Source organism: Kitasatospora sp. NPDC056731 (assembly GCF_040687675.1).
GTDB lineage: Bacteria > Actinomycetota > Actinomycetes > Streptomycetales > Streptomycetaceae > Kitasatospora.
In genome coordinates this window covers 179,650-203,808 of sequence record NZ_JBFBNR010000003.1, presented here as the reverse complement: position 1 = coordinate 203,808, position 24,159 = coordinate 179,650, and the positions used below count along the sequence as shown (strand labels likewise).

The 24,159-nt window shown below is 72.3% G+C and carries 20 protein-coding genes and 2 pseudogenes; 5 read left to right on the top strand and 17 right to left on the bottom strand.

Features of this window, described 5'->3' with window-relative positions; genetic code table 11:
• Positions 1-34 precede the first annotated feature (34 nt).
• From AB0R04_RS05035 to AB0R04_RS04995, 9 genes and pseudogenes are all read right to left on the bottom strand, one after another.
• Entirely contained in the window at positions 35-646 is a 612-nt protein-coding gene (locus tag AB0R04_RS05035) for a bacterial proteasome activator family protein (RefSeq protein ID WP_208869088.1), read from the bottom strand.
• A 198-nt stretch (positions 647-844) separates the two neighbouring features.
• Positions 845-1,552 (bottom strand): hypothetical protein, encoded by a 708-nt coding sequence (locus tag AB0R04_RS05030; protein ID WP_363368277.1) that lies wholly within the window; start codon positions 1,550-1,552, stop codon positions 845-847.
• 134 nt (positions 1,553-1,686) lie between these two features.
• Entirely contained in the window at positions 1,687-2,664 is a 978-nt protein-coding gene (locus AB0R04_RS05025) for an NAD(P)H-quinone oxidoreductase (protein ID WP_363368275.1), read from the bottom strand.
• A gap of 47 nt (positions 2,665-2,711) precedes the next feature.
• A complete protein-coding gene (locus AB0R04_RS05020) occupies positions 2,712-3,758 on the bottom strand; it encodes a potassium channel family protein (RefSeq protein WP_363368273.1) in 1,047 nt (348 codons plus the stop codon).
• A 49-nt stretch (positions 3,759-3,807) separates the two neighbouring features.
• Positions 3,808-5,061: a molybdopterin molybdotransferase MoeA gene (locus AB0R04_RS05015; RefSeq protein ID WP_363368271.1), complete on the bottom strand. Its 1,254-nt coding sequence runs from the start codon at positions 5,059-5,061 to the stop codon at positions 3,808-3,810.
• Positions 5,058-5,339, bottom strand: a pseudogene (locus AB0R04_RS05010) (DUF6457 domain-containing protein); the annotation flags it as partial. The pseudogene AB0R04_RS05010 and the gene AB0R04_RS05015, both read right to left, overlap by 4 nt.
• A gap of 101 nt (positions 5,340-5,440) precedes the next feature.
• Positions 5,441-6,016, bottom strand: a pseudogene (locus AB0R04_RS05005) (molybdenum cofactor guanylyltransferase); the annotation flags it as partial.
• 16 nt (positions 6,017-6,032) lie between these two features.
• Complete coding sequence (locus AB0R04_RS05000; RefSeq protein WP_363368269.1) at positions 6,033-7,034, bottom strand: MBL fold metallo-hydrolase; 1,002 nt, start codon at positions 7,032-7,034, stop codon at positions 6,033-6,035.
• A 246-nt stretch (positions 7,035-7,280) separates the two neighbouring features.
• The gene (locus AB0R04_RS04995; protein ID WP_363368267.1) at positions 7,281-8,045 is read right to left on the bottom strand and encodes a polyprenol monophosphomannose synthase; all 765 of its coding nucleotides are present in this window, start codon (positions 8,043-8,045) and stop codon (positions 7,281-7,283) included.
• Between the two features lie 329 nt (positions 8,046-8,374).
• Here AB0R04_RS04995 and manA point away from each other — a divergent pair, with 329 nt between their 5' ends.
• Complete coding sequence (gene manA, locus AB0R04_RS04990; RefSeq protein ID WP_063348491.1) at positions 8,375-9,565, top strand: mannose-6-phosphate isomerase, class I; 1,191 nt, start codon at positions 8,375-8,377, stop codon at positions 9,563-9,565.
• A gap of 74 nt (positions 9,566-9,639) precedes the next feature.
• Here the strand turns inward: manA and AB0R04_RS04985 are convergent, their stop codons facing one another.
• Both AB0R04_RS04985 and dnaB read right to left on the bottom strand, forming a co-directional pair.
• On the bottom strand, positions 9,640-11,106 hold the full coding sequence (locus tag AB0R04_RS04985; protein ID WP_363368265.1) for an acyltransferase: 1,467 nt from the start codon (positions 11,104-11,106) through the stop codon (positions 9,640-9,642).
• Between the two features lie 92 nt (positions 11,107-11,198).
• Complete coding sequence (gene dnaB, locus AB0R04_RS04980) at positions 11,199-12,836, bottom strand: replicative DNA helicase (RefSeq protein WP_363368263.1); 1,638 nt, start codon at positions 12,834-12,836, stop codon at positions 11,199-11,201.
• A 452-nt stretch (positions 12,837-13,288) separates the two neighbouring features.
• Between dnaB and AB0R04_RS04975 the strand changes: the two genes are divergently transcribed.
• Positions 13,289-14,629 (top strand): MATE family efflux transporter, encoded by a 1,341-nt coding sequence (locus AB0R04_RS04975; protein WP_363368261.1) that lies wholly within the window; start codon positions 13,289-13,291, stop codon positions 14,627-14,629.
• Between the two features lie 98 nt (positions 14,630-14,727).
• On the opposite strand, the gene rplI is transcribed toward AB0R04_RS04975, so the two are convergent.
• The 4 genes from rplI to rpsF form a co-directional block, all read right to left on the bottom strand.
• Positions 14,728-15,174: a 50S ribosomal protein L9 gene (rplI, locus tag AB0R04_RS04970; RefSeq protein ID WP_063348488.1), complete on the bottom strand. Its 447-nt coding sequence runs from the start codon at positions 15,172-15,174 to the stop codon at positions 14,728-14,730.
• A 17-nt stretch (positions 15,175-15,191) separates the two neighbouring features.
• Positions 15,192-15,428: a 30S ribosomal protein S18 gene (rpsR, locus tag AB0R04_RS04965; protein ID WP_030304537.1), complete on the bottom strand. Its 237-nt coding sequence runs from the start codon at positions 15,426-15,428 to the stop codon at positions 15,192-15,194.
• Positions 15,429-15,508: 80 nt separating this feature from the next.
• Positions 15,509-16,129: a single-stranded DNA-binding protein gene (locus AB0R04_RS04960; RefSeq protein ID WP_063348487.1), complete on the bottom strand. Its 621-nt coding sequence runs from the start codon at positions 16,127-16,129 to the stop codon at positions 15,509-15,511.
• A 96-nt stretch (positions 16,130-16,225) separates the two neighbouring features.
• Positions 16,226-16,516: a 30S ribosomal protein S6 gene (rpsF, locus tag AB0R04_RS04955; protein WP_063348486.1), complete on the bottom strand. Its 291-nt coding sequence runs from the start codon at positions 16,514-16,516 to the stop codon at positions 16,226-16,228.
• A 316-nt stretch (positions 16,517-16,832) separates the two neighbouring features.
• On the opposite strand from rpsF, the gene AB0R04_RS04950 reads away from it, so the two are divergent.
• From AB0R04_RS04950 to AB0R04_RS04940, 3 genes are all read left to right on the top strand, one after another.
• A complete protein-coding gene (locus tag AB0R04_RS04950) occupies positions 16,833-17,132 on the top strand; it encodes a hypothetical protein (RefSeq protein ID WP_363368258.1) in 300 nt (99 codons plus the stop codon).
• 177 nt (positions 17,133-17,309) lie between these two features.
• Entirely contained in the window at positions 17,310-18,428 is a 1,119-nt protein-coding gene (locus tag AB0R04_RS04945) for a peptidoglycan bridge formation glycyltransferase FemA/FemB family protein (protein ID WP_363368256.1), read from the top strand.
• Positions 18,429-18,441: 13 nt separating this feature from the next.
• On the top strand, positions 18,442-19,476 hold the full coding sequence (locus tag AB0R04_RS04940; protein WP_363368254.1) for an alanine racemase: 1,035 nt from the start codon (positions 18,442-18,444) through the stop codon (positions 19,474-19,476).
• Between the two features lie 24 nt (positions 19,477-19,500).
• Here AB0R04_RS04940 and AB0R04_RS04935 read toward each other — a convergent pair whose 3' ends face one another.
• Complete coding sequence (locus AB0R04_RS04935) at positions 19,501-21,078, bottom strand: glycosyltransferase 87 family protein (RefSeq protein WP_363368252.1); 1,578 nt, start codon at positions 21,076-21,078, stop codon at positions 19,501-19,503.
• 162 nt (positions 21,079-21,240) lie between these two features.
• Positions 21,241-23,910, bottom strand: coding sequence for a transglycosylase domain-containing protein (locus tag AB0R04_RS04930; protein WP_363368250.1), 2,670 nt, complete (start codon positions 23,908-23,910; stop codon positions 21,241-21,243).
• Positions 23,911-24,159: the final 249 nt, after the last annotated feature.

Sequence of the window (24,159 nt, the reverse complement as noted above, 5' to 3'; positions counted from 1 at the left end):
GGACCGTCGTGGTACGTCCGGTGTCGGCGGCCCGTTACAGGTACGGGCCGGAACGGATGCCGCGGCCCTGGCCCGGCTCGTCCTCGTCCAGCTCGCCGCCGTGCAGACCGGGCGGCAGCGCCCGCCGCATCTGCTCCAGCTGGGCCCGCGCCGCCATCTGCTGGGCGAACAGCGCGGTCTGGATCCCGTGGAACAGGCCCTCCAGCCAGCCGACCAGCTGGGCCTGGGCGATCCGCAGCTCCGCCTCGGTCGGAATGATGTCCTCGTTGAAGGGCAGCGACAGCCGCTCCAGCTCGGCGACCAGCTCGGGGGCCAGACCGAGCTCCAGCTCCTTGATCGAGCTGGCGTGGATGTCCTTCAGCCGGGCCCGGCTGGCCTCGTCGAGGGGCGCCGCCCGGACCTCCTCCAGCAGCTGCTTGATCATGCTGCCGATGCGCATGACCTTCGCGGGCTGCTCGACCATCTCGGTCACCGGGAGCTCACGCGGCAGGTCGCCCTCGTCCTCGTCCCCCGCCGAGCCGGCGAACCCCTGGCCCACGGGCAGCCCGTCCGGTCCGACGATCAGCACCTTCTGGCCGTCCTGCGACTGCCCGCCCGCGGCCTGGAATGGCTGCTGAAACGAGCGCTCGTTCATCGGATTCGTCATGAACAACATTCTCTCTCACTGGGGTTGGTCGGGCGGAAGCCCCCGTACAACCGCCGTCCTGAGCCACCGCTGACGACGGTACGCCCCCGGGCGCCGCCCCGGAATCCGTACGGATACTCAGCTCCCGGCCCGCCCCGGCCCCCCTGGGGCGTGCACACACCCCTCACGGAACCTCCCCCGCCGCCCCCGCCCCGCGACTCAGCCCCGGCGTAGCCGCAACCCGATCAACCCCAGGCCGCAGCCGATCAACCCCAGCCCCGCGCCCAGCGGGAACTGGACGGTCGAGGCGTCCCGCCAGCGGGCGGGCAGGACGGCGGGGACGGCGGCGGCGATGGCCTGGGCGGTCGCGGCGGCGGCGTCCGGTGCGGCGGCGTTCGGTGCGGCGGCGTTCGGTGCAGCGGCGGCGTCCGCCGCGTCCGAGGCGCCCTGGTCGGCCTCGGGCTGGTCCCCCGCACCGTCCTGCCCGGTGCTCCGGTCAGGAACCTGGTCGGGGTTCCGCTCGGGAACCTGCGCAGCGGCCTGCCCGGGAGCCTGCCCGGGGATCTGCTCGGGAGCCCGGTCCGGCGCCCGCTCCGGGGCGGTGTCGGCGCGCTCGGGCGCCCACACCGCCCAGCGCCGGTACACCCGGGCGTCGCCCCGGCCGGGGCGCGGGTGCTGCGGCGGCCCGACCGCCGGAACGGCCTCTGGCTCCGGCCCGCCCACGGCGGCGGGCTCAGCGGTGAACGGGGGCGGCGACGACGACGCCGGCCCGACGGCGGCGGCCGCCGAAGCGGCGGCCAGCGGGAGCGTGAGCCCGAGCACGGCCGCCGCGATCAGTCGCTGGGCCCGGCCCGGGCCGGTACGGCGGGTACGACGGTGGTGCGGCGCGGCGGGCAGCGGCCCGAGGAGGTGCGTTGGTGCGGCCACGGTCGGAGGTCCTTCCGACGGCCGACCGCGCGCGGCGGGGTCGGCGGCGGGACAGCTCCGAACCAGCCTCACACAATCCGACGATCAGGGCATTTCGGATGTTCCGCCTCTGACCGCAGCCCCGCGGACCCGGATCAGGCCCGCAGCACGACCTTGCCGACCTGCTCCCCCGCCTCCAGCGCCCGGTGCCCGTCGCCGGCGTCGGTCAGCGGCAGCACCCGGTCGATCACCGGCTTCACCACCCCGGACTCCACCAGCGGCCACACGTGCTCGCGCACCGCCGCCACGATCGCCGCCTTCTCCGCCAGCGGGCGCCCGCGCAGATTGGTGGCGATCACCGCGGCGCGCTTGCGCAGCAGCGCGTTGAGGTCGAGCTCGCCCTTCACACCGCCCTGCAGCCCGATGATCACCAGCCGCCCGTTGACGGCCAGCGCGTCCACGTTCCGCTGCAGGTACTTGGCGCCCATGATGTCCAGGATCACGTCCACCCCGGCCCCGCCGGTGGCCTCCCTGACCGCCTCGACGAAGTCCTGCTCGCGGTAGTCGATCGCGATGTCGGCACCGAGTTCGACGCACCGGGCCAGCTTCCCGGCGCTGCCCGCGGTCACCGCGACCCGCGCGCCGACCGCCTTGGCCAGCTGGATCGCCATGGTCCCGATGCCGCTCGCGCCGCCGTGCAGCAGCACCGTCTCGCCGGGCCGCAGGTGGGCGGTGAGGAACACGTTGGACCACACCGTGCAGGCGACCTCGGGCAGCGCGGCGGCCTCCTCGAAGCCCAGGCCCTTGGGCAGCGGCAGCAGTTGTCCGGTCGGCACCGCGACGAGCTGCGCGTACCCGCCGCCGGACAGCAGCGCGCACACCTCGTCGCCGACCGCCCAGCCGGACACGCCCGGGCCGAGGGCGGCGATCCGCCCGGCGCACTCCAGCCCGGGGTAGGGCGAGGCGCCGGGCGGCGGGTTGTAGTGGCCCTGCCGCTGGAGCAGGTCGGCGCGGTTGACGGCGGTGGCCGCCACCTCGACCAGGACCTCGCCCTCGCCGGGCACCGGGTCGGGCACCTCCGCCCACACGAGGGCCTCGGGACCGCCGGGTACGGGAATCGTCATCGCATACATGCCCCGAACCTACTGCGCGTCACGGCGAGGAGGGGGCAAGGCCCGCGTCAGCCGGTCGACTTGATCACGATCACCCGGTCGGTGAGCTGGAGCACGGCGGCCTCGGGCTCGGTGTAGTTGAGCACCCGCCGGCCGCGGACCACCGCGACCACCAGGTCCTCGCACGCGCGCGGGCTGTGCCCGGCCTCGGCCCGGGTGACGGGGCGCTCGACCACGTCCAGGCCGTTGCCGTAGGTGAGCAGGTCCTCCATCACCGCGCCGGCGTGCGGGCTGAGCATCGACAGGCCGAGCAGCCGCCCGGCCGAACTGGAGCTGGTGACGACGACGTCGGCGCCGCTCTGCCGCAGCAGCGGGGCGTTCTCGTCCTCCCGGACGGCCGCGACCACGGTGGCGCCCTTGTTCAGCTGGCGCGCCGTCAGCGTGACCAGGACGGCGGTGTCGTCCCGTTCCGGCGCGATCACCACCCGGGCGGCGGTGGGCACCTCGGCCCGCAGCAGCGTGTCGGTGCGGGTGGCGTCGCCGACCACGCCGACCAGCCCGTGCCGGGCGGCCTGGTCGATCACCTTGCGCTGCGGGTCGACGACGACGATCTCGTCCTTCTTCACGCCCTGCCCGAGCAGGGTGTCGACGGCGCTGCGGCCCTTGGTGCCGTACCCGATGACGACGGTGTGCTCGCGCACGGTGGACCTCCAGCGGTTCAACCGCCACTGCTGGCGGGTTCGTTCGGTGAGCACCTCCAGCGTGGTCCCGACCAGGATGATCAGGAACACCACGCGCAGCGGGGTGATCACGAAGATGTTGGTGAGCCGGGCGCCGTCGCTGTACGGGGTGATGTCGCCGTACCCGGTGGTGGACAGCGTCACGGTGGCGTAGTACGCCGCGTCCAGGAAGCTGACCCCGCCGCCCGCGTTGTCGTTGTAGCCGTCCCGGTCGACGTAGACGATCAGCGTCGTGGCGACCAGGACGGCGAGCGCCACCAGCAGCCGGGAGCCGACCTGCCGGACGGCCGGCGCGCTCCGCCGGGCGGGCAGCACGATCCCAGCGTCCGACCACGGCTCGGTCCCCGGGGCGGGCGCACCCCGCAGCCTGCTCATGCGGTCGCCTCCCGGCTGTCGTGGGACGCGCACGCCCCGGTGGGCCCGTTCACGGTGCCTCCAGCAGTTCGACGGGTGCGCCGGCCGCCGCGCCGCCGGGCGGGACCACGGCCAGCGCCTCGGCCCGGGCGAGGCCGCGCAGCATCGCGGGCCCGTCGAAGGCGAGTGGGACGACGCCGTCGGCGGTGTGCCGGACGGGCAGCAGCCGGGTGTCCACCGGGTGCCCGGGCAGGCCGACGGCGGTGGGTGCGAGGACCGGGGTGACGGCGGACCGCCCGCTGCGGGCGTGCAGCAGCGGCAGGGCGAGGGTGACCGTCCCGGCGACGGCGGCCAGCGGGTTGCCGGGCAGCCCCACCAGGTGCCGCCCGCCCGGAAGTCCGCCCCCGGCGGGGCCGGCCGACGGGGATGCGGCCGACGGGAGTTCGGCCAGCAGCATCGGGTGTCCGGGGCGGACGGCCACGCCGTCCACCAGCAGTCGGGCGCCGGCCTCGGTGAGGGCCCGGTGCAGGAAGTCGACCGGGCCGGCCGCCGTTCCGCCGGTGGTGACCACGATGTCGGCGGTGGAGTGCCGCAGCGCGTCCCGGAGCAGCCCGAAGTCGTCCCGGACGGACCGCACTTCGGCCACCTCGGCACTGGCCGCCCGCAGCCAGGGCGGCAGCAGCGGCCCGAGCGCGTCCCGGACCAGGCCCGGACCGGGGACGCCCGAGGCGAGCAACTCATCGCCGAGGACGAGCAGTTCGACCACCGGGCGACGACGCACGGCGAGCCGGTCGTGACCGCAGGCGGCGGCCAGGCCGAGCACGGCCGGGCCGACCGGGACGCCACCGGGCAGCAACGCCTCGCCGCGGCGGCACTCCTGGCCACGCGGGCGAACGTCCTGACCGGTGGTCAGCGATTGGTGGCCGCAGTCGTGCAGCAACGTGCCGTCCGTGCGGCCGTGCTCACGGCGCAGGACGGCGGTGGCGCCCGGCGGCAGTTGGGCGCCGGTGGCGATCTCGACGGCGGCGCCGTCAGCCAACGGCGCGGACGCCGCCCGGCCGGCCAGCACCCGCCCGGCGACCCGCCAGGGGCCCGGCCCGGCGACCGCCCAGCCGTCCATCGCGGAGGTGTCGAAGGCGGGCAGGTCGGTCAGCGCGGTGAGCGGCTCGGCGAGGGTGCGGCCGAGCGCCTCGGCGAGCGGCAGCCCGACCGCCGGCAGCGGGCGCAGCCCGGCCCGGCGGGCGGCCTCGCGGGCCTGCGCCCAGCTCAGCACGCCGGGACCGGTCGACGGGGCGGCCACGGTGGTCTGCCCGACGGCGCTCACGGCTCGCCCGGCCCGGCGGCGGCGCTCCAGCGCTCGGCGAGCGCGGCGGTCCGCCGGGCGGCCTCGGCCACGGCCTCCGGCCCGCCGCCCTGCTGGGCGGCCGCGTAGCCGATCAGAAAGGCGGTCAGCGGCGCGGCCGGGCGGGCCACCCCGTGCGCGACCACCCGGGCGAGGTCGAGCAGTCCCCGGACGTCGACGTCCAGGTCGATGCCCAGGTCGGCCCTGACCTCGGCGATCCAGTCTTCCAGCGTGCGCTCCATGCGCCCATGCTGCCTGATCGGCGGTTTCCCCGGAGTGTTCGCCCCGTGTGCGGCGCGCGTCGTTTCCCGCACGGACGCCCGCGCGGGCCGTGCACACGGACCCGAGGGCGCCCCTACGACCGGTCGCGCTCCCGGGCCTGTTCGAGGTCCTCCCAGGTGTCGCAGTCGTAGGCGACGTTGTCGGTGTCGGCCACCAACTGCCGGGCGAGAGCACCGGTGAGGCGGCGCAGCGGGAGGCCGGCCGGATCGCCGAGGGCGGCCAGCGCGATGCGCAGCGGGGCGGTGCGGTAGGCGGCGGCGAGCGGCTGGTCGCGCCCGCCGGCGTCGACCAGGACGGCGGCGTCGACGTCCGGGCCGGCCTCGGCGAGGGCGGTGACCAGCCGGTCGACGGTCCGCCGGTCCAGGAACGGCAGGTCGGCGGCGAGCAGCAGCACGGTCGGCGCGGTGACCAGGTCGAGTCCAGCGGCGACGGCGGCGACCGGCCCGCCGCCCGGCGGTTGCTCCCTGGTCCAGCGGACGCCGGTGCGCGCGGTCGGCCGGCCGGGGCCGACCACGACGGTGGTGCGGGCGCCCGCGCAGGCGGCGAGCACCCGGTCGAGCAGGGTGGTCTCGCCCACGGTCAGCCCGGGTTTGTCGGCCCCGCCGAGGCGACGGGCGGCCCCGCCGGCCGGGACGATCACGTCGTAGGGCGTCATGCGGCCAGTATCCGCCCTACTCGGCTTCGCCCTTCCCGGGCTCCATGCGCTCCTCGGTGATCTCGTCCTCGACGATCTCCGCCTCGATGATGTCGTCCTCGACGATCTCCGCCTCGACGATCTCGCCCCCTCGCGCCGCCCGGGCGGTGTTGGCGGCGGCGCCCAGTTCCAGGATGGCCGGCAGCGTCAGCTCCCCGTACCGCTCGTTCATCGCGGTGACCAGTGCCTCCGGGTCGTCCGGGTGCACGGCCAGCAGCCGGTCGAAGTCCTGGAGGTACTCGCCGGTGAAGGCGAGCACCCGGGCGGCGTCGTCGCCCTGGTCGGGGGCACGGTGGCCGGCGATGACCCGGTCCACGCCGAGGTCGGCGATCCGGCCGAGGTTGTGGCCCCAGGTGGTGCGCTGGGCCGGGGTGGTGTCGGCCGTCCAGACGTGGGTGCCGTTGTAGGCGAAGTCCCCGGCGATCACCGTCCGGATGCTCGGCACGTGGACGACCGTCGAGTCGCCGCAGTCGGCCTGGCCGAGCAGCAGCACGGGGATGACCTGGCGGTCGAGCATGAGGGGCTGCGGCAGCAGCGGGGCGGGGATCAGCGGGTGGTCCGGGATGTCGTCGCCGTAGACCGGCTTCCACTGGGCGACCTTGGCGGCGGCGGTGCGCCGGATGCCGTCGACCACGGCGGGCGCGGCCAGCAGCCGGGCGTCGGGGAAGAGCTTCAACACCTCCTCGGCGCCGAAGTAGTGGTCGGGGTGGTGGTGGGTGACGACGATGGCGAGCAGTCGGCGGCCCTTGCCGGCGACCCATTCGGCGAGTTCGCGGCCGGCGCTGCGGGTGAGCTGGGCGTCGACCAGGATCGCGGTCCGCTCGCCGAGGATCAGGGCGGAGGTGGCGAAGAAGGCCGATTCGGGGCCGGTGAAGACGGCGACCTCCAGCGGGCGGGCGGGCCGCTCGTGGTCCGGGGCGGCGGCCTCGGCGGCCGTGCGCTCCGCGCCGGCGCCCTCCTCGGGCGGGGACGACGTCACTGGCTGCTCCCTCTGGTCGGCGGTCGGACTTCCTGCGCCCTACAGCATGGGAGTACCGGTGTCGGATTGCGCGGAAGGCGCGCCCGGCAGGGCGCGCCTTCCGGCTCAGGTCACATCGCGGTCCGGACGGCCGGCGCCTTGGCCTTGTGGGCGGCCTGCCCCAGGGCACGAAAACGCCCGGGGCCCGTCCGTTGTGGCAACGGACGGGCCCCGGGCGGTTACGTCGTGGAGGTTACGTCGTGGAGCTCAGCGCTTGATCGCGCCGCGCAGGCGGGCCAGCCGGTCGGAGACGCCCCAGGCGGTCACCCGCCACAGCGCCTCGACGACGATGTTGCGGCTCATCTTGGACGCGCCCAGCTCGCGCTCGACGAAGGTGATCGGCACCTCGGCCACCTTGAACCCGGCCTTCACCGTGCGCCAGGCCAGGTCGACCTGGAAGCAGTACCCGGCCGAGGCCACCTCGTCCATGCCCAGGCCCAGCAGGGTCTCCTTGCGGAACGCCCGGTAGCCGCCGGTGACGTCCCGGATCGGCACGCCCAGCGCCAGCCGCGAGTAGGTCGAGCCGCCGCGGGAGAGCAGCAGGCGCGACTTCGGCCAGTTCACCACCCGGCCGCCCGGCACCCAGCGCGAGCCCAGCACCAGGTCGGCACCGCGCAGCGCGCCCAGCAGCCGGTCCAGTTCCTCGGGCTGGTGCGAGCCGTCCGCGTCCATCTCGACCAGGACGTCGTAGCCGTGGTCGATGCCCCAGCGGAAGCCCGCGAGGTAGGCGGCGCCCAGGCCCTCCTTGCCCTTGCGGTGCATGACGTGCACGTTCGGGTCCTCGGCTGACAGCTTGTCGGCCAGTTCGCCGGTGCCGTCGGGGCTGTTGTCGTCGGCGACCAGCACGTGGACCTCGGGGACCGCCGCCCGCACCCGGCCGACGATCCGCTCGACGTTCTCCGCCTCGTTGTAGGTCGGAATGATCACCAGGACCCTGCCGAGATCAGCAAAACTCTGCTGGTTCACGGTCACGTACAAACCTCTCGGCCGATGGCGGGGAGTGTCAGAACACCATCGCCCGCACTCTGGAACGCGGCTCCGCCGGCAGCCCGCCGACGGAGTGACCACGGTGGAAACTGCTGTGCAGGGCGGAGACTACTGCGTCCTGGCATCCTACTACCGCGCCCGGGAACCACCGGTCCGGCCAGGGCACTCCCCTCCGGTACCCGCCGTTTCCTCGCGGGCGACACCGGTCGGCTAGGGTCGATGACCTTGCCCGTGCCCGGACCCCCGCACCGCCGGGCCCGTTGCCCCGACGATCCGGCACACCCGCCACCCAGCGAAGGAGTAGGACCGCGCGCATGGACAGGCTCATCAACACCGTCCGCCCGTACGCCTGGGGGTCGCTGACCGCCCTGCCCGAACTGCTCGGGCAGGAGCCGACCGGCGAACCGCAGGCCGAGCTGTGGATGGGCGCCCACCCCGGCGACCCGTCCCGGGCCGACCGGGGCGAGGGGCCCCGCCGGTTGGACGAGCTGATCGCGGCCGACCCCGAGGGCGAGCTCGGCGCCGCGACCGTCGCCCGGTTCGGTCCGGCCCTGCCGTTCCTGTTCAAGATCCTGACCGCGGGCATCCCGCTGTCCATCCAGGCCCACCCCACGATCGCCCAGGCCCGCGCCGGGTTCGCCGCCGAGAACGCCCTCGGCATCCCGCTGGACGCCCCCGAGCGGAGCTACCGCGACGCCAACCACAAGCCCGAGATGGTCTGCGCGCTGGGCGCCTTCGAGGGTCTCTGCGGCTTCCGGCGGCCCGCCGAGGCGGCCGGGCTGATGGCCGGGCTCGCGGTGCCCGGGCTCGGCCCGCTGATCGACCTGCTGGCCGTCGAGGACGAGGCCGAGGCGCTGCGCGGCACGCTGGCCGCCATCCTCACCATGGACGGGAAGGCCGCCGAGGAGACCGTCCGGGAGACGGCCGCGGCCCTGGCCCGCACCGACCCGGCCGGCGACTACGGGCCGTACGCCCGGATCGCCGAGGACTTCCCGGAGGACCGCGGCCTGATCGCCGCCCTGCTGCTCAACCACTTCCGGCTCCGGGCCGGCGAGGCGCTCTACCTGGACGCCGGCGTGCCGCACGCCTACCTGGCGGGTGCCTGCGTCGAGCTCCAGGCCAACTCCGACAACGTGCTGCGGGCCGGCCTCACCCCCAAGCACATCGACCTGCCCGAGCTGCTGAAGGTCCTGGTCTTCGAGGCGGGCGCCCCCGAGCTGCTGCACCCCCGCCCGGTCGACGGCACCGCCGGCGAGGAGCTCTACCCCGTCCCGATCGACGAGTTCCGGCTCTCCCGCTTCGTCCTGGACGGCCGGGACCGCGAGATCGACGGCCGCGCCCCGCAGATCCTGCTCTGCACCGAGGGCACCGCCCGGCTCACCGCCGCCGACGGCACCACCCTGGACCTCGCCCGCGGCCGGTCGGCCTTCCTCCCCGCCACCGGCGCCCCCACCCGGCTGTCCGGCACCGCCACGACCCTCTTCCGCGCCACCGTCACCGTCTGACGGCGCCCGGGGACCACGCGCCGAGGGCTCGCCTCCCGGGTAGGAGGCGAGCCCTCGGCGTGTCCGTGCGGCGGTCAGCCGACCCGTTGCCCCGGACCGCCGGCGCCGACCTCGACCGGCACCTGATCCTTCTCCTGATCCTGGCCCTGGCCTTGGCCCTTCGCCCCGGACTGAGCCGGAACAGCCCCGGCGGCCTCGCCGTTCGCGGGCGCCCCGATCGACACGGCGGCCGCCGGCTGCGGGACACTGCCCGGCCAGCGGCGCTCGACCGCCTTGGCCACCTTGCGGCCCAGCTTCTGCACGGGCAGCTCCACCAGCCGGTACATCACCCAGCTCACCAGCATGATCACGACGAGGTACTCGGCCGTCCAGATCAGCTTGCCGCCGGTCGTCGGCGGCACCTTGGGCACGTGCAGCAGCGGCTGGATGGTGTGGACCAGCGGGACGTGCAGCAGGTAGAGCGAGAAGCTGATCCCGCCGAGCCAGGTGAGCGGCTTCGGGAAGCGGCGCTTGCGCAGCGCCATGCCGATGCCGAACGTGATCCAGGCCCCGAGGTAGGAGCCGGCCCAGGCCATCCAGCCGGCCGTCCAGGTGTTCTGCTCCATGCCGTCACGGTTGTACATCCAGGCGACGGCCACCCCCGCGACGACCACGAAGCCGCAGCACAGGATCGCCTGGAGGCGGTCGATCTGGCGGTTCTCGGCCCGGTAGATCGCGGTGCCCGCGAACATCGTCGCGAAGATCATCAGGGTCTCGAACATCGGGGCCCGGCTGTTGTTGTACATCAGCACGAAGCCCAGCAGACCGAGCGTGATCGCCCCGACCCGGGTCAGGTTCGGCCGGCCGCTCAGCACGCAGGCGAAGCCGAACAGCACGATCAGGACGGAGCCCCAGACCAGGTTGCGGGTCGAGGTGATGTCGCTGGTCAGCGTGTGGGAGGCGATGGAGGTGCCGAAGAGCAGCGCCACGCCGGCGAAGCCGACCGCGATCGGGCCGCTGCGGCGGTGCTGGCCGACCGTGAAGAGCGCGGTGACCATGTAGTAGAAGACCATCTCGTAGCTGAGGGTCCACATGACGCCCAGGCCGTTCCAGACGCCCATGAAGTCCTGCAGCATGGTCGAGTTGGCGGCCACATAGATCAGGTCGTGATCGGTGGCGAAGAGCGCGACCGAGCCGTCGCCCTTCGGGATGATGGCCAGCGCCACCGTGATACCGATGATCACCGGCGGCCAGAGCCGGAAGATCCGTCCGATCCAGAACGCCCGCACGTCCCCGCGACGCTCCAGCGAGGCCGGGATGATGTAGCCGCTGACCAGGAAGAACAGCATGACGCCGTAGAGGCCCAGGTCGGCGTGCCACCAGATGAAGGACGCCACCCCGTCCGGCAGCATCTTCAGGACGTCGAAGTGGTGGAGCGCCACCACCAGGGCGGCCACGCCGCGAAGCGCGTCGAGCCAGCCCAGCCGACTGGCCGACCCGCCCGCCCGAGCCTTCGTGCTTCCCCCGGCCCGGCGGGCGGACAGCTGTCGTATCGTTTTCACCGCACGGACAGTAGCTCATCGCACTGGTGCGTTGGCCTCGGTGACGGTCGGACGAGGCCCCCCGGTGCCCCTCGTCAGTGCTAGGGCGTGTCCTAGTCCCGGGTCATGTCGACGAAGCGCGAGTAGTGGCCCTGGAAGGCCACCGTGATGGTGGCGGTGGGGCCGTTACGGTGCTTGGCGACGATCAGGTCGGCCTCGCCGGCGCGCGGGGACTCCTTCTCGTAGGCGTCCTCGCGGTGGAGCAGGATGACCATGTCGGCGTCCTGCTCGATCGAGCCGGACTCGCGCAGGTCGGAGACCATCGGCCGCTTGTCGGTGCGCTGTTCGGGGCCACGGTTCAGCTGGGAGAGCGCGATGACCGGGACTTCCAGCTCCTTGGCCAGCAGCTTCAGGTTTCGCGACATGTCGGAGACCTCCTGCTGGCGGTTCTCGGCCCGGCGGGAGCCGCCGGACTGCATCAGCTGGAGGTAGTCGATGACGACGAGCTTGATGTCGTTGCGCTGCTTGAGCCGGCGGCACTTGGCCCGGATCTCCATCATCGACAGGTTCGGGGAGTCGTCGATGAACAGCGGCGCCTCGCTGACGTCGGGCATCCGGCGGGCGACGCGGGTCCAGTCGTCGTCCGTCATGTTCCCGGAGCGCATGTGGTGCAGCGCGACCCGGGCCTCGGCGGACAGCAGGCGCATGGCGATCTCGTTGCGGCCCATTTCGAGCGAGAAGATCACGCTCGGCAGCTTGTTCTGGATCGAGCAGGCGCGGGCGAAGTCCAGCGCCAGGGTCGACTTGCCCATCGCGGGGCGGGCCGCGATGACGATCATCTGGCCGGGGTGGAGGCCGTTGGTGAGCGCGTCGAAGTCGGCGAAGCCGGTCGGGACGCCGGACATCTGGCCGTTGCGGGAGCCGATCGCCTCGATCTCGTCGAGGGCGCCCTCCATGATGTCGGCGAGCGGCGCGTAGTCCTCGTTGGTGCGCTGCTCGGTGACGGCGTAGATCTCCGCCTGGGCGGCGTTGACGATCTCGTCGACGTCGCCCTCGGCCGCGTAGCCCATGCCGGCGATCCGGGTGCCGGCCTCGACCAGGCGGCGCAGGACGGCGCGCTCGTGGACGATCTGGGCGTAGTACTCGGCGTTGGCGGCGGTCGGGACGGAGTTGACCAGGGTGTGCAGGTAGGAGGCGCCGCCGACGCGCTGGAGCTCGCCGCGCTTGGTGAGCTCGCCGGCCACGGTGATCGGGTCGGCCGGCTCGCCGCGGGCGTACAGGTCGAGGATCGCGCCGTGGACCATCTCGTGCGCGGGCCGGTAGTAGTCGGCCGGCTTGAGCACCTCGACCACGTCGGCGATGGCGTCCTTGGACAGCAGCATGCCGCCGAGGACGGACTGCTCGGCGGCGAGGTCCTGCGGGGGGACGCGCTCGAAGCCGTCCGCGCCGCCCTGGCCCTCGTCGTCGCCACGGCGCTGCCAGCCGCCGCCACCACCTCCACCGCTCTGCGAACCGTCGCGCTGGGAGCCGCTCCGGCCGCCCTTGCCGCCCTTCTGGAAGCCGCCCTCGCGGCCGCCGCCGTCCCGGTTGCCGCCCTGGCCGGAGCGGCCGCGGGAGACCGGGAGCCGGTCGCCGGGCCCGTCGGGGAAGGACGTGTCGTCGAAGGCGCTGGCGGGGAAGGGGTCCTCGGCGGGCTGCCAGTCCTCCTCCGGCGGCGGGGCGTCGTGGTCGTCGTACTGGGGGCCGGTCACGCGTGTTCCCCGATCAGCGAGTGGTGCGAGTTGGAGCGGGTCTTGCCGGTGGCTGGGTGGAGCGGAGCCGCTCCTCTTTGTACGCCACGGCACCGACAAATCGGACGCCGGGGCGGGCGGGAGTGTCGGGCGGAGGGCCCACGCTAAGGCGCCGGGAGCCGTTCAGCCAAGGCGGTTATCCACAGGGGGTGTGGACGAGCGGCCCTGGGCTGTGGAGAAGTGCCGCAAAGCTGTGGACGCCCCTGTGGAAGGCCCTGTGGATAACCAGACCATCTGTCCACCGTCAACCTGTTGACCAGGTATTACCTCTTTCCGGGCCTGTGCATGAGAAATTCTTCACACACAGCCGGACCCCTGCGGGCGCGAAGCGGGCCGAACGCCTCGCTCAAGAATTCGAGTAATAGACAACTGCCACTAGCAGTCATTACCTGTGGATGAGTAGCCTGGAGCCCATGACCGCCCCTCCCGCAGCCCCGACCCCCTCCAGACGCCGGCACGACCGGGAGATCCTCGCACTGGCCGTCCCGGCCTTCGGCGCGCTGGTCGCCGAACCGCTCTTCCTGATGGCCGACTCGGCGATCGTCGGCCACCTCGGCACCCCGCAGCTGGCCGGAGTCGGCGTCGCCGCCGCCGCGCTGTCCACCGCGACCGGCGTGTTCGTCTTCCTCGCCTACGCCACCACCGCGGCGGTGGCCCGCCGGATCGGTGCCGGGGACCGCCGCGGCGCCGTCCAGCAGGGCGTCGACGGCATCTGGCTCGCCCTCGGCCTGGCCGTCCCGGTGGTGCTGCTCACCGTGCTGCTGACCCCCTGGGCGGCCGACGTCCTGGGGGCCTCGGAGACCGCCGCCCCCTACGCCGTGACGTACCTGCGGATCAGCGCCCTGGGCATCCCCGCGATGCTCATGGTGATGGCCGCCACCGGCGTGCTGCGCGGCCTCCAGGACACCCGCACGCCGCTGCTGGTGGCGATCGCGGGCTTCACCGCCAACATCGGCCTGAACGCCGGCCTGGTGTACGGCGCCGGGCTCGGGGTGGCCGGCTCGGCCTGGGGCACCGTGATCGCGCAGACCGGGATGGCCGCCGTCTACCTGGTCGTGGTGGTGCGCGGGGCGCGGCGCGAACACGCCTCGCTGCGGCCGGACGCGGCCGGCATCCGGGCCAGTGCGAGGGCGGGCGGTCCGCTGCTGGTCCGGACGGTCAGCCTGCGCGCGGTGCTGATGATCGCCACCGCGGTGGCCGCCCGGCTGGGCGACGACCAGGTGGCCGCGCACCAGATCACCATGACGCTGTTCAGCTTCCTGGCCTTCGCCCTGGACGCCATCGCGATCGCCGGCCAGGCGATCATCGGCCGCTACCTGGGCGCCGAGGACGTCCCGGGCGCCAGGGCCGCCACCCGCCGGATGGTCGAGTGGGGCATCGGCTCGGGCGTGCTGCTGGGTCTGCTGGTGGTGGCCGCCCGCCCGCTGTACGTCCCGCTGTTCACGCCCGATCCGGCGGTGCAGGGGCAGTTGGACACCGCCCTGCTGCTGCTCGCGCTCAGCCAGCCGGTCGCCGGCCTGGTCTTCGTGCTGGACGGGGTGCTGATGGGCGCCGGGGACGGCCCCTACCTGGCCTGGGCGGCGATCGCGACCCTGGCGGTGTTCACCCCGGCGGCGATCGCGGTGCCGGCCACCGGCACCGGGCTGGCCGGGCTGTGGTGGGCGATGAACCTGTTCATGCTGGTCCGCGCGGCCTTCCTGGTCGGGCGGGCGCGCGGCGGCCGCTGGCTGGTCACCGGGGCCGTCCGGAGCTGACGGCGCCGGGGCCGAGGGCTCCGGCACCGAATGCGCCGGGACACGACCGAGGGCCGGACTCCCGGAGGAGTCCGGCCCTCAGGCCACTGCTACGGAACTCAGGCAGCGACGACGGCGACGTCGAGGTTGGCCTGGACGTCGGCGTGCAGCTTGACCGAGACCTTGTGGGTGCCCACGGTCTTGATCGGCGAGGCGATCGCGACGGCGCGCTTGTCCACGGCCGGGCCGCCGGCGGCCTTGATGGCCTCCACGACGTCGGCCTGGGTCACCGAACCGAACAGACGGCCGGCGTCACCCGAGCGAACGGCCAGCTTGACCTGGACGCCCTCGAGCTTGCCCTTGACCTCGTTGGCGGCCTCAAGGGTCTGGATCTCGTGGATCTTGCGGGCGCGACGGATCGCGTCGACGTCCTTCTGGCCGCCCTTGGTCCAGCGGATGGCGTAGCCACGCGGAACCAGGTAGTTGCGGGCGTAGCCGTCCTTGACCTCGACGACCTCGCCGGCGGAGCCGAGACCCGGCACCTCGTGCGTGAGGATGATCTTCATTACTTGGTCACCCTCTCTTAGCGCGCGGTGCTGGTGTAGGGCAGCAGCGCCATCTCACGGCTGTTCTTCACGGCCGTGGCGACGTCACGCTGGTGCTGGGTGCAGTTGCCGGTGACCCGGCGGGCACGGATCTTGCCACGGTCGGAGATGAACTTCCGCAGCAGGTTCGTGTCCTTGTAGTCAACGTAGTTGACCTTGTCCTTGCAGAAGACGCAAACCTTCTTCTTCGGCTTGCGAGCAGGCGGCTTCGCCATTGTGTGCTCCATTTGGGGTTCACGGCCCGGCCTGCGCCCTCAGGACGCCGGCGGCCGGGCCGCACGAAATCTGTCAGCTCTTAGAACGGAGGCTCTTCCGAGAAGCCGCCACCGGACGGGGCGCCCCAGCTGCCGCCGCCCTGCTGGCCGCCGGACGGAGTGCTGGACGCCCACGGGTCGTCGGAGGGGCCGGACTGGCCGCCGCCGCCGGAGTTTCCACCCCAGCTGCCGCCGCCGCCCTGCTGGCCGCCACCGCCGCCCCAGCCGCCCTGCTGGCCACCGCCGCCGCCCTGCTGGCCGCCGAAGCCGCCACCAGAGCCGCCGGGGCCACCGGACCGGTTGGCCCGGGTGACCTTCGCGGTCGCCGAGCGCAGGCTCGGGCCGACCTCGTCGACCTCGACCTCGAAGACCGTCCGCTTCTCGCCTTCCTTGGTCTCGTAAGACCGCTGGCGCAGTCGGCCCTGCACGATGACGCGCATGCCGCGCTGCAGCGACTCGGCCACGTTCTCCGCCGGCTGCCGCCAGACGTTGCACGTGAGGAAGAGGCTCTCGCCGTCCTTCCACTCGTTCGTCTGACGGTCGAAGGTGCGGGGGGTGGACGCGATACGGAACTTCGCGACCGCCGCACCCGACGGGGTGAAGCGCAGCTCGGGGTCGTCGACGAGATTGCCGACGAGGGTGATGACGGTCTCGCCTGCCATGGTGGTGATGACCTCTCGGGAAGATGTCCGTTCACCGCTGTTTCACGTGAAACAGCGGACGCGAGCTACCCGAGACCCGAAGGCCTCAGAGGTGGCTCAGTGGGTGTCCGGGCGCAGGACCTTGGTCCGCAGAACCGACTCGCTCAGGCCCATCTGGCGGTCGAGCTCCTTGACGACCTCAGGCGTGGCCTTCAGGTCGATGACCGAGTAGATGCCCTCGGACTGCTTGTTGATCTCGTAAGCCAGACGGCGACGACCCCAGGTGTCGACCTTCTCCACCTTGCCGCCGGCGTTCCGGACGACGGTGAGGAAGTTCTCGATCAGGGGGGAGACAGCGCGCTCCTCGACCGAGGGGTCGAGGATGACCATCACCTCGTAGTGACGCATGGGTAACCCACCTCCTTTGGACTCAACGGCCACGGTCTCTCCGTGGCAGGAGGGTTGTGCAGCGTCGGCACCGGAGCAGTGACGACACCGGCCACCGTAGCGGCCGGGTCCGACAATCGGGCCCCCGCTCACCCGACGGGGTGGTCGCCCGGAAGAGGGCGCAAGGGGGCACAACTACACCAGTGCAGACGGCACAGCCTACCCGCACCCGGACGGCCGAACAAAACGCATAGGGGTTGTGAGACCGGCCCAACCGCCGCAATCTGGACGGAACGGGATTCCTGCCCGTTCGTCTCCACGCCAGGAGGTGGGACTCATGGCCCAGTCCGTCCACCGCATGCCCGCGCTCACACTGAACACCGACGGCCACCCGCACCCCCGCGAGAACGCCCTGGTGGGCCTCACCGCCGTGCTGGGCGTGATCGCCTTCACCACCTCGTTCTTCCACAACCTGCACCTGCTGACCTCGTGGACCGGTCTGTTCGGGATCGTCACGGGGCTGCTCGGCATGTTCGTCTCGGTCACCACGGCCGAGCGCTTCGTGCTGATGATCACGCTCGGCGCCTCCGCCATCGGCTTCTACCTCGGCATCGCCCGGGGCGGCCTCTGGGGCTGAGCCGCCCCGGTCGCACCGATCCGGAACCCTCGGCGCCCCCGTGGCGTATCTGCAAGGAGACAGGTACGCGACGGGGGCGCCGTCGCGCCCGCAGCGGCGGGCGCCCGGGCCCCGGACGATAGGGTCAGCCCGAGAACCTGGGCCCACCGCAGCCCGACCGACGAGGAGCACCGAGCAATGAGCCTGCGCCTGAGGACGATCACCCGCGAGGAGCACCTCGCCTTCATCAGGAGCCGCGCCTCGGCCAGCCACATGCAGGTGCCGTCGTGGGGCGACGTGAAGGCCGAGTGGCGCTCGGAGTCGATCGGCTGGTTCGACGAGGCCAACCAGCTCGTCGGCGCCGGCCTGGTGCTCTACCGGCAGCTGCCCAAGCTCAAGCGCTACCTCGCCTACCTGCCCGAGGGCCCGGTCATCGACTGGTTCGACCGGGACCTCGACCGCTGGCTCTCCCCGATGCTCGCCCACCTCAAGTCGCAGGGCGCGTTCTCGGTCAAGATGGGCCCGCCGATCGTCATCCGCCGCTGGAACGCCCCCACCATCAAGGAGGCCATCGCCGGCAAGCAGGCCAAGCGCCTGCGCGACGTCGAGGCCGACTGGTACGAGGCGCGCGCCTTCGAGGTGGCCGACCGGCTGCGCAAGGCCGGCTGGCTGCAGGGCGACGACGGCGGCGCCGGCTTCGGCGACGTCCAGCCGCGCTACGTGTTCCAGGTGCCGCTGGCCAACCGCTCGCTGGACGACATCCACAAGAACTTCAACCAGCTCTGGCGCCGCAACATCAAGAAGGCCGAGAAGAGCGGCGTCGAGGTGTACCAGGGCGGCTACGACGAGCTGCCGATCTTCCACCAGCTCTACCTGGTGACCGCCGAGCGCGACAAGTTCACCCCGCGCCCGCTGTCCTACTTCCAGCGGATGTGGAAGGCCCTCACCGCCGAGGACCAGAACCGGATGCGGCTCTACATCGCCTACCACGACGGCGAGCCGCTGGCCGCGACCACGATGCTGGTGGTCGGCGAGCACGTCTGGTACTCCTACGGCGCCTCGGCCAACCACAAGCGCGAGGTCAAGCCGTCCAACGCGATCCAGTGGCGGATGATGCGCGACTCCTACGCGCTCGGCGGCGGCGTGTACGACCTGCGCGGCATCAGCGACACCCTGGACGAGAACGACCACCTGTTCGGCCTGATCCAGTTCAAGGTCGGCACCGGCGGCCAGGCCGCCGAGTACCTCGGCGAGTGGGACTTCCCGCTCAACAAGCTGCTGCACAAGGCCCTCGACCTCTACATGTCCCGCCGCTGAGGAGGCTGACCCGATGACGCTGTCGCTCTACCTCGACACCGAACGCTGGCGCACCCACCAGCGCTCCGTCCTCGCCGAGTTCCCCGGCCTGGTGCCGGTCGCCAAGGGGAACGGCTACGGCCTGGGCAACCACCGGCTGGCCGAGGAGGCGACGCTGCTGGGCACCGGTGTGCTGGCCGTCGGCACCGCGTACGAGGCGGCCGACGCCGCCGAGTGGTACGGCGGCGAGCTGCTGGTGCTCACCCCGTACCGGGTCGGCGAGGAGGCGCTGCCGCTGCCGCACGCCCGGGTGATCCGGACGGTGGCGAACCTGGACGCGCTGCGGGCGCTGCGCGGCGCCCGGGTGGTGGTGGAGTGCATGACCTCCATGCGCCGCCACGGGGTGAGCGCCGCCGACCTCACGGCCGTCGCCGCCGAGCTGGACGGCGTCGCCTTCGAGGGCCTGGCGCTGCACCTGCCGATGGACCGGCCGGACGGCTCCAGCCCGACCGAGGAGGTCGTCCACTGGGTGGACACCGCCCGGGCGGCCGGGGTGCCGGTGCACACCGTGTACGTCAGCCACCTCGGCGCGGCCGGCATGGAGCAGTTGGCCCAGCGCTACCCGGAGATCGTCTTCCGGGCCCGGATCGGCACCCGGCTCTGGCTGGGCGACCACGGCGCGCTGGAGGTCCGGGCCACGGTGCTGGACGTCACCCCGGTGAAGAAGGGCGACCGCTACGGCTACCGCCAGCACCCGGCGCCGGCCGACGGCCACATCGTGGTGGTGGCCGGCGGCACCGCGCACGGCATCGGCCTGGAGGCGCCCAAGTACGTGCAGACCATGGCCTCCCGGGCCAAGGGCATCGCCCGGGCCGGCCTGGCGACCGTCAACAAGACCAAGTCGCCGTTCCACTGGGCCGGCAAGCAGCTCTGGTTCGCCGAGCCGCCGCACATGCAGGTCTCGCTGCTGTTCCTGGACGGCGAGACCAAGCCCCCCGCGATCGGCGAGGAGCTCGGCCTCCAGGTCCGGCACACCACCACGCACTTCGACCGCGTGGTGGACCGCTAGAACGACTGAAGCGCCGGTGAGCGTCTACGCCTTCTCGGCCGGCTCCGGCAGTCCTGGCTCGTCCAGCCACTGCTCGGAGCCGGTCGGCGCGTATCCGGCGTAGCTCTCCTCCTCGCGCAGCGTCCGGGCGGTGCCGAGCACGAACACGTCCGGGGCCCGGTCGAGCACTCCGCCGGACGGGTCGTCGCTGCCGTCCCAGCGCACCGGGTCGCGGTCCGGCTGCAGGGCGTCGCGGACCACCATGACCACCAGGTAGAGCGTGCCCAGCAGGTGCAGCACGACCGCGAAGTGGTACCAGGCCTCGCCGATCCCGTGCTGCTTGGGCCCGGTGACGAAGCCCAGGTGGGACCAGATGCCCAGGGTGTACAGCACCTCGCAGGCCTGCCAGATCAGGAAGTCCCGCCAGCGCGGCCGGGCCAGCACCGCGAGCGGCAGCAGCCAGAGCGCGTACTGCGGCGAGTACACCTTGTTGACCAGCACGAACAGGGCGACCACCAGGAAGGCCAGCTGCGCGAAGCGCGGGCGGCGGGGCGCCGTGAAGCCGAGCCACGCTATGGCCAGACAGCCGAGGACCATCAGCACGCCGATGTAGAGGTCGAGGTCGGCCAGCCCCGTGCCCCGGCTCTGCATCAGGATCAGCCAGAACGAGCCGTAGTCCTCGGCGCGGTGCTTGCTGAACACGTAGAAGGTCGACCAGCCCTGCCAGTTGGCCGCCATGATCGGCAGGTTGACCAGCAGCCAGGAGCCGACCGCGCCGGCCAGCATCACCCGGAACTCGCGCCACTTCCCGGCCCGCCAGCAGAGCACCAGCAGCGGGCCGAGCAGCAGCACCGGGTAGAGCTTGGCCGCGGTGGCCAGGCCGATGAAGACACCCGCCCAGCCGGGCCGGGAGCCGGACCACCAGGCCATCGCCACGGCGGCCAGCGCGACCGCGAGGAGGTCCCAGTTGACCGTGCCGTTCAGCAGCAGGACGGGCGCGAGCGCGAACAGCAGGGCGTCCCAGGGGCGGCGGCGGTGGGTGCGCGAGAGCGCCACCACGGCGACCACCGCGCAGGCCATCAGCAGCCCCGCGTTGATCGCCCAGAACCACCGCTCCTGGTCCTGCGAGGTGCCGGCGCCGGGCGTCAGCCAGGCCGCGACCTGCATGAACAGGCCGGTCAGCACCGGGTATTCGAGGTACTGCAGGTCCCCCGAGGTGCCCGGGATGCGGTCCACGTACGGGTGCAGCCCGGCCGAGAAGCCGCGGCCGGAGAACAGGTGCGGGATGTCGCTGTAGCAGGCGTGGATGTACTGCGGCGAACCCGGCTGGAACCAGGCCTGGTTGTAGCAGGGCGCCTTCTGCACCATGCCGAGCACCGAGATCACGATCACCGCCAGCGCCAGGAAGCGCGCCGGGATCCACCAGGAGACGCCCAGCAGCGCCCGGCGGCCCGGCGGGCCGCCGATCACCTCGCTGCCGGCCGCCGCCACCGGGTCCTCGTCGGCCGGGACGACCACGGTGTTGACCGGCGGCGCGGCCGTGGCGACGGCCGGCCCGACCGGCCCTGCGGCGTCGCCGGGCCCGGCCGGCCCTGCGGATTCGTCACGATCGCTCGACGTCATGCCGGACATCCTGCCGCACCGGCCCCACCGGGACGAGGAGGACCCCGCAACGGGCCCGGCCTCCGTCACCCGGCGGCACGGCGAATCATGACGAAACGGCGGTGGCGGCCCTCCGGAGAGGGCCGCCACCGCCGTTCGGTTCATCCGCTCAGCGGGTGGTGGTCAGGGCAGCAGTGCGTTCTGCCCACCGCCACCGCCGGTCGAGGACGGTGTCGGCGGCTTGCCACTCGGCTTGCTGCTCGTCGCCGGGGGGTCCGTCGGCGGCGCCGTGGGCGGGGGCGTGGTGCAGCCGAGGAGGCCGCAGCTGCTCGTCGGACCGGGGTTGGTCCTGGTGTGCGACGGCGTCTGGCTCGGCTGCGTGCCCGGGCAGTCCACGCCCGGGACACAGCCCGGGCCCTGGGTGGACACGGGAGGCTGCGGCTGGTTGTTGTTGGTCGGCGGGGGCTGGTTGTTGGTGCCCGGCTGGGTCGCGGGCGGGGCCGACGGGGTCTCGCTCGTCGTCGGCGTGGGCGTCATGCTCGGCGAGACCGGGGCGCCTGAGGAGTCCACCTGGGTGCCGACCGGCTGCGGGGCCGGGAAGTCCATCTTCTTCTCGTTGGCCAGCGCGGCCTTCATGTACCGGGTGAAGACGTCGGTCGGGATGTCACCACCGTGGATGGACTCCTTGCCGCCGGTGCCGTTGAGCGACAGCCGCTCGTGCTTGCTCGGGTCCTCGCGCCACATCGCGACGCTGGTCACCAGCTGCGGGGTGTAGCCGACCCACCAGGCCGACTTGTTCTGGTCGGTGGTACCGGTCTTGCCGGCCACCGGGCGGCCCAGCTCCTTGGCCTTGAAACCGGTACCGTTCTTCACCACGTTCACCAGCACGTCGGTGACGTTGTCCGCGACGGCCGGCTCCAGGGCGACCTTGGCGTCCTTCTTGCCGAAGCCCGGGCGCTCGGTGCCGTTCACCTCGACCTTGGTGACCGAGTAGGGCTCGGCCTCCTTGCCGCTGGCCGCCAGGGTGCCGTAGGCGGTGGCCATCCGGATCGGGCTGATGGTGGAGGTGCCGAGGGCGAAGGTCGGGGTCTTCGGGTCGGCGAAGCTCTCCTTCCTGACGCCCATCTGCTCGGCGATGTTGGCCACGTTCTGGCCGCCGACGTCCTGGTTGAGCTGGACGAAGGGCACGTTGAACGAGTTCTGCATGGCCGCCCGCAGCGAGACGTAGCCGCGCTTGCCGGAGTCCTCGTTCTTCTGCCGGTAGGGCTTGCCGTCGTCGCCGATCACCAGCGAGCCGTCCGGCTTGCGGATCTCGGACATGTCGTCGGACAGGTAGCGGCTGTCGGCGTTGATCCGCTTCGGCTTGCCCTTGTCGTCGGTGGCCGTCTGGACGCCGATCTGCATGGCGGTCGCCAGCACGAAGGGCTTGAAGGTCGAGCCGACCTGGACGCCGATGGCGTCGGCGTTGTTGTCGAAGTGGCCGTTCTCCACGCCGTCGCCGCCGTAGAGGGCGACGATCGCGCCGTCGCCGGGGCGGATGCTGGCGGAGCCGAACTGGATGAAGGTGTCGTTGTTGGGGCGCTTCTGGGCGTTGAGGTTCTCGCCCTTGACGTCGTCGACGGCCTTCTTCAGGGCGTCGACCTTGTCCTTCTCGAAGGTGGTGTAGACCTTCAGGCCGCCCTTGTCGATCATCTGCTGGGTGATCGTCTTGTCGGTGGCCATCAGGTACTTGTTGGCGGTGTCGACCAGGTAGCTGACCTCACCGTTCATGCTGGAGCTGGGCTTCTGCGGGATCGGGTCGGGGAACGTGGTGCACTTGGCACGCTCCTCCGGGGTGATGGCCTTGGTCTTCACCATGTTCTCGAGGATCCAGGCCCACCGCCCCTGGGCCCGCTCCTTGTTCTCCGGCTTCGACGGGTCGTAGTACGACGCGCCCTTCAACAGGCCGGCCAGCATGGCGCTCTGACAGAGGTCGAGGTCCTTGGCGTCGACCCCGTAGTAGGCCTGTGCGGCGGCCTGGGCGCCGTTCGAGCCGCGACCGAACCAGCTGGTGTTCAGGTACCCCTTGAGGATGTCCGGCTTCTGCATCTTCTGATTGATCTTCAGCGTGATGAAGAACTCCTTCAGCTTGCGGCTGAGGGTCTGCTCCTGGCTGAGGTACGCGTTCTTCACGTACTGCTGGGTGATCGTCGAGGCGCCCTGGGTCTCGCCGCCCTTGGCCATGTTGTAGACGGCGCGGAGCATGCCCTTGGGGTCGATGCCGCTGTCCTCGCGGAAGGTCTGGTTCTCCGCCGCGATCACGGCGTTCTGCAGGTTGGGGCTGATGTCGGAGAGCTCGACGATCTGACGGTTGGTCTCGCCCTTGCGGGTCATCTCCGAGCCGTCGGCCCAGTAGTAGATCGTGTTCTGGTCCTTCATCAGATCCTTGAGCTTCGGGATCTCAGTGGTCTGATAGAGGTAGAAGACCCCGCCCACGCAGGTGGCGAAGACGATCAGGAAGGCGCTCAGCCACTGCCGCCAGGACGGCAGCCAGCGCCGGACGCCGGTCTTGCCGAAGCGCGGGTAGTCGATGAACCGCTTCTTGCCGGGGCCTGCGTCGGCGGCCGCCGCCGACGCGGAGGCGGCGGCAGCACCGCGCCGGCCGCCCTTGCCGCCCTTCTGGGCGGCCTTGCGCAACTCGGCGCGGGTCATCCGGGGTTGCTGAGCGGTCTCCCGTTCGCCCGGGGGGCGCCGACGGCCGGCGCCGTCCGAGCTCACCTCGTCCCGGCCTGGTCCGCCCTGACGGCCACCACCACCCGGGGGCTGCTGCCCGTCACCGCCCGGGCTGGGCGTCCTTCGCCGTCGTTCACTCATGTTGCAGCCACTCCTCGCCAGGCGGTTCCAGCCTGAAGGCAGGGTTCACGTCCGATGCCCGCCAACCGCCCTAACCCCGGAGGTGGTCCTCGTGCACACGCGACAGCGTACGCAGCCGGGAATCCCAACTAATCGGGCATCAGTCCCCAATGACCGCAAAACGGCAGCAGATCATTACACGCCCGTTGCCAACCACTCCTGCGCGTCGGCTTGTGATCACCTTCACGCGCGCCCCCCTTGCCCGTTCCG

Coding starts and splice junctions, on each gene's coding strand:
- AB0R04_RS05035 (WP_208869088.1), bottom strand. CDS start 646: ATGACGAATCCGATGAACGAGCGCTCGTTTCAGCAGCCATTCCAGGCC.
- AB0R04_RS05025 (WP_363368275.1), bottom strand. CDS start 2,664: ATGTATGCGATGACGATTCCCGTACCCGGCGGTCCCGAGGCCCTCGTG.
- AB0R04_RS05020 (WP_363368273.1), bottom strand. CDS start 3,758: ATGAGCAGGCTGCGGGGTGCGCCCGCCCCGGGGACCGAGCCGTGGTCG.
- manA (WP_063348491.1), top strand. CDS start 8,375: ATGGACAGGCTCATCAACACCGTCCGCCCGTACGCCTGGGGGTCGCTG.
- AB0R04_RS04975 (WP_363368261.1), top strand. CDS start 13,289: ATGACCGCCCCTCCCGCAGCCCCGACCCCCTCCAGACGCCGGCACGAC.
- rplI (WP_063348488.1), bottom strand. CDS start 15,174: ATGAAGATCATCCTCACGCACGAGGTGCCGGGTCTCGGCTCCGCCGGC.
- rpsR (WP_030304537.1), bottom strand. CDS start 15,428: ATGGCGAAGCCGCCTGCTCGCAAGCCGAAGAAGAAGGTTTGCGTCTTC.
- AB0R04_RS04960 (WP_063348487.1), bottom strand. CDS start 16,129: ATGGCAGGCGAGACCGTCATCACCCTCGTCGGCAATCTCGTCGACGAC.
- rpsF (WP_063348486.1), bottom strand. CDS start 16,516: ATGCGTCACTACGAGGTGATGGTCATCCTCGACCCCTCGGTCGAGGAG.
- AB0R04_RS04950 (WP_363368258.1), top strand. CDS start 16,833: ATGGCCCAGTCCGTCCACCGCATGCCCGCGCTCACACTGAACACCGAC.
- AB0R04_RS04945 (WP_363368256.1), top strand. CDS start 17,310: ATGAGCCTGCGCCTGAGGACGATCACCCGCGAGGAGCACCTCGCCTTC.
- AB0R04_RS04940 (WP_363368254.1), top strand. CDS start 18,442: ATGACGCTGTCGCTCTACCTCGACACCGAACGCTGGCGCACCCACCAG.
- AB0R04_RS04935 (WP_363368252.1), bottom strand. CDS start 21,078: ATGACGTCGAGCGATCGTGACGAATCCGCAGGGCCGGCCGGGCCCGGC.
- AB0R04_RS04930 (WP_363368250.1), bottom strand. CDS start 23,910: ATGAGTGAACGACGGCGAAGGACGCCCAGCCCGGGCGGTGACGGGCAG.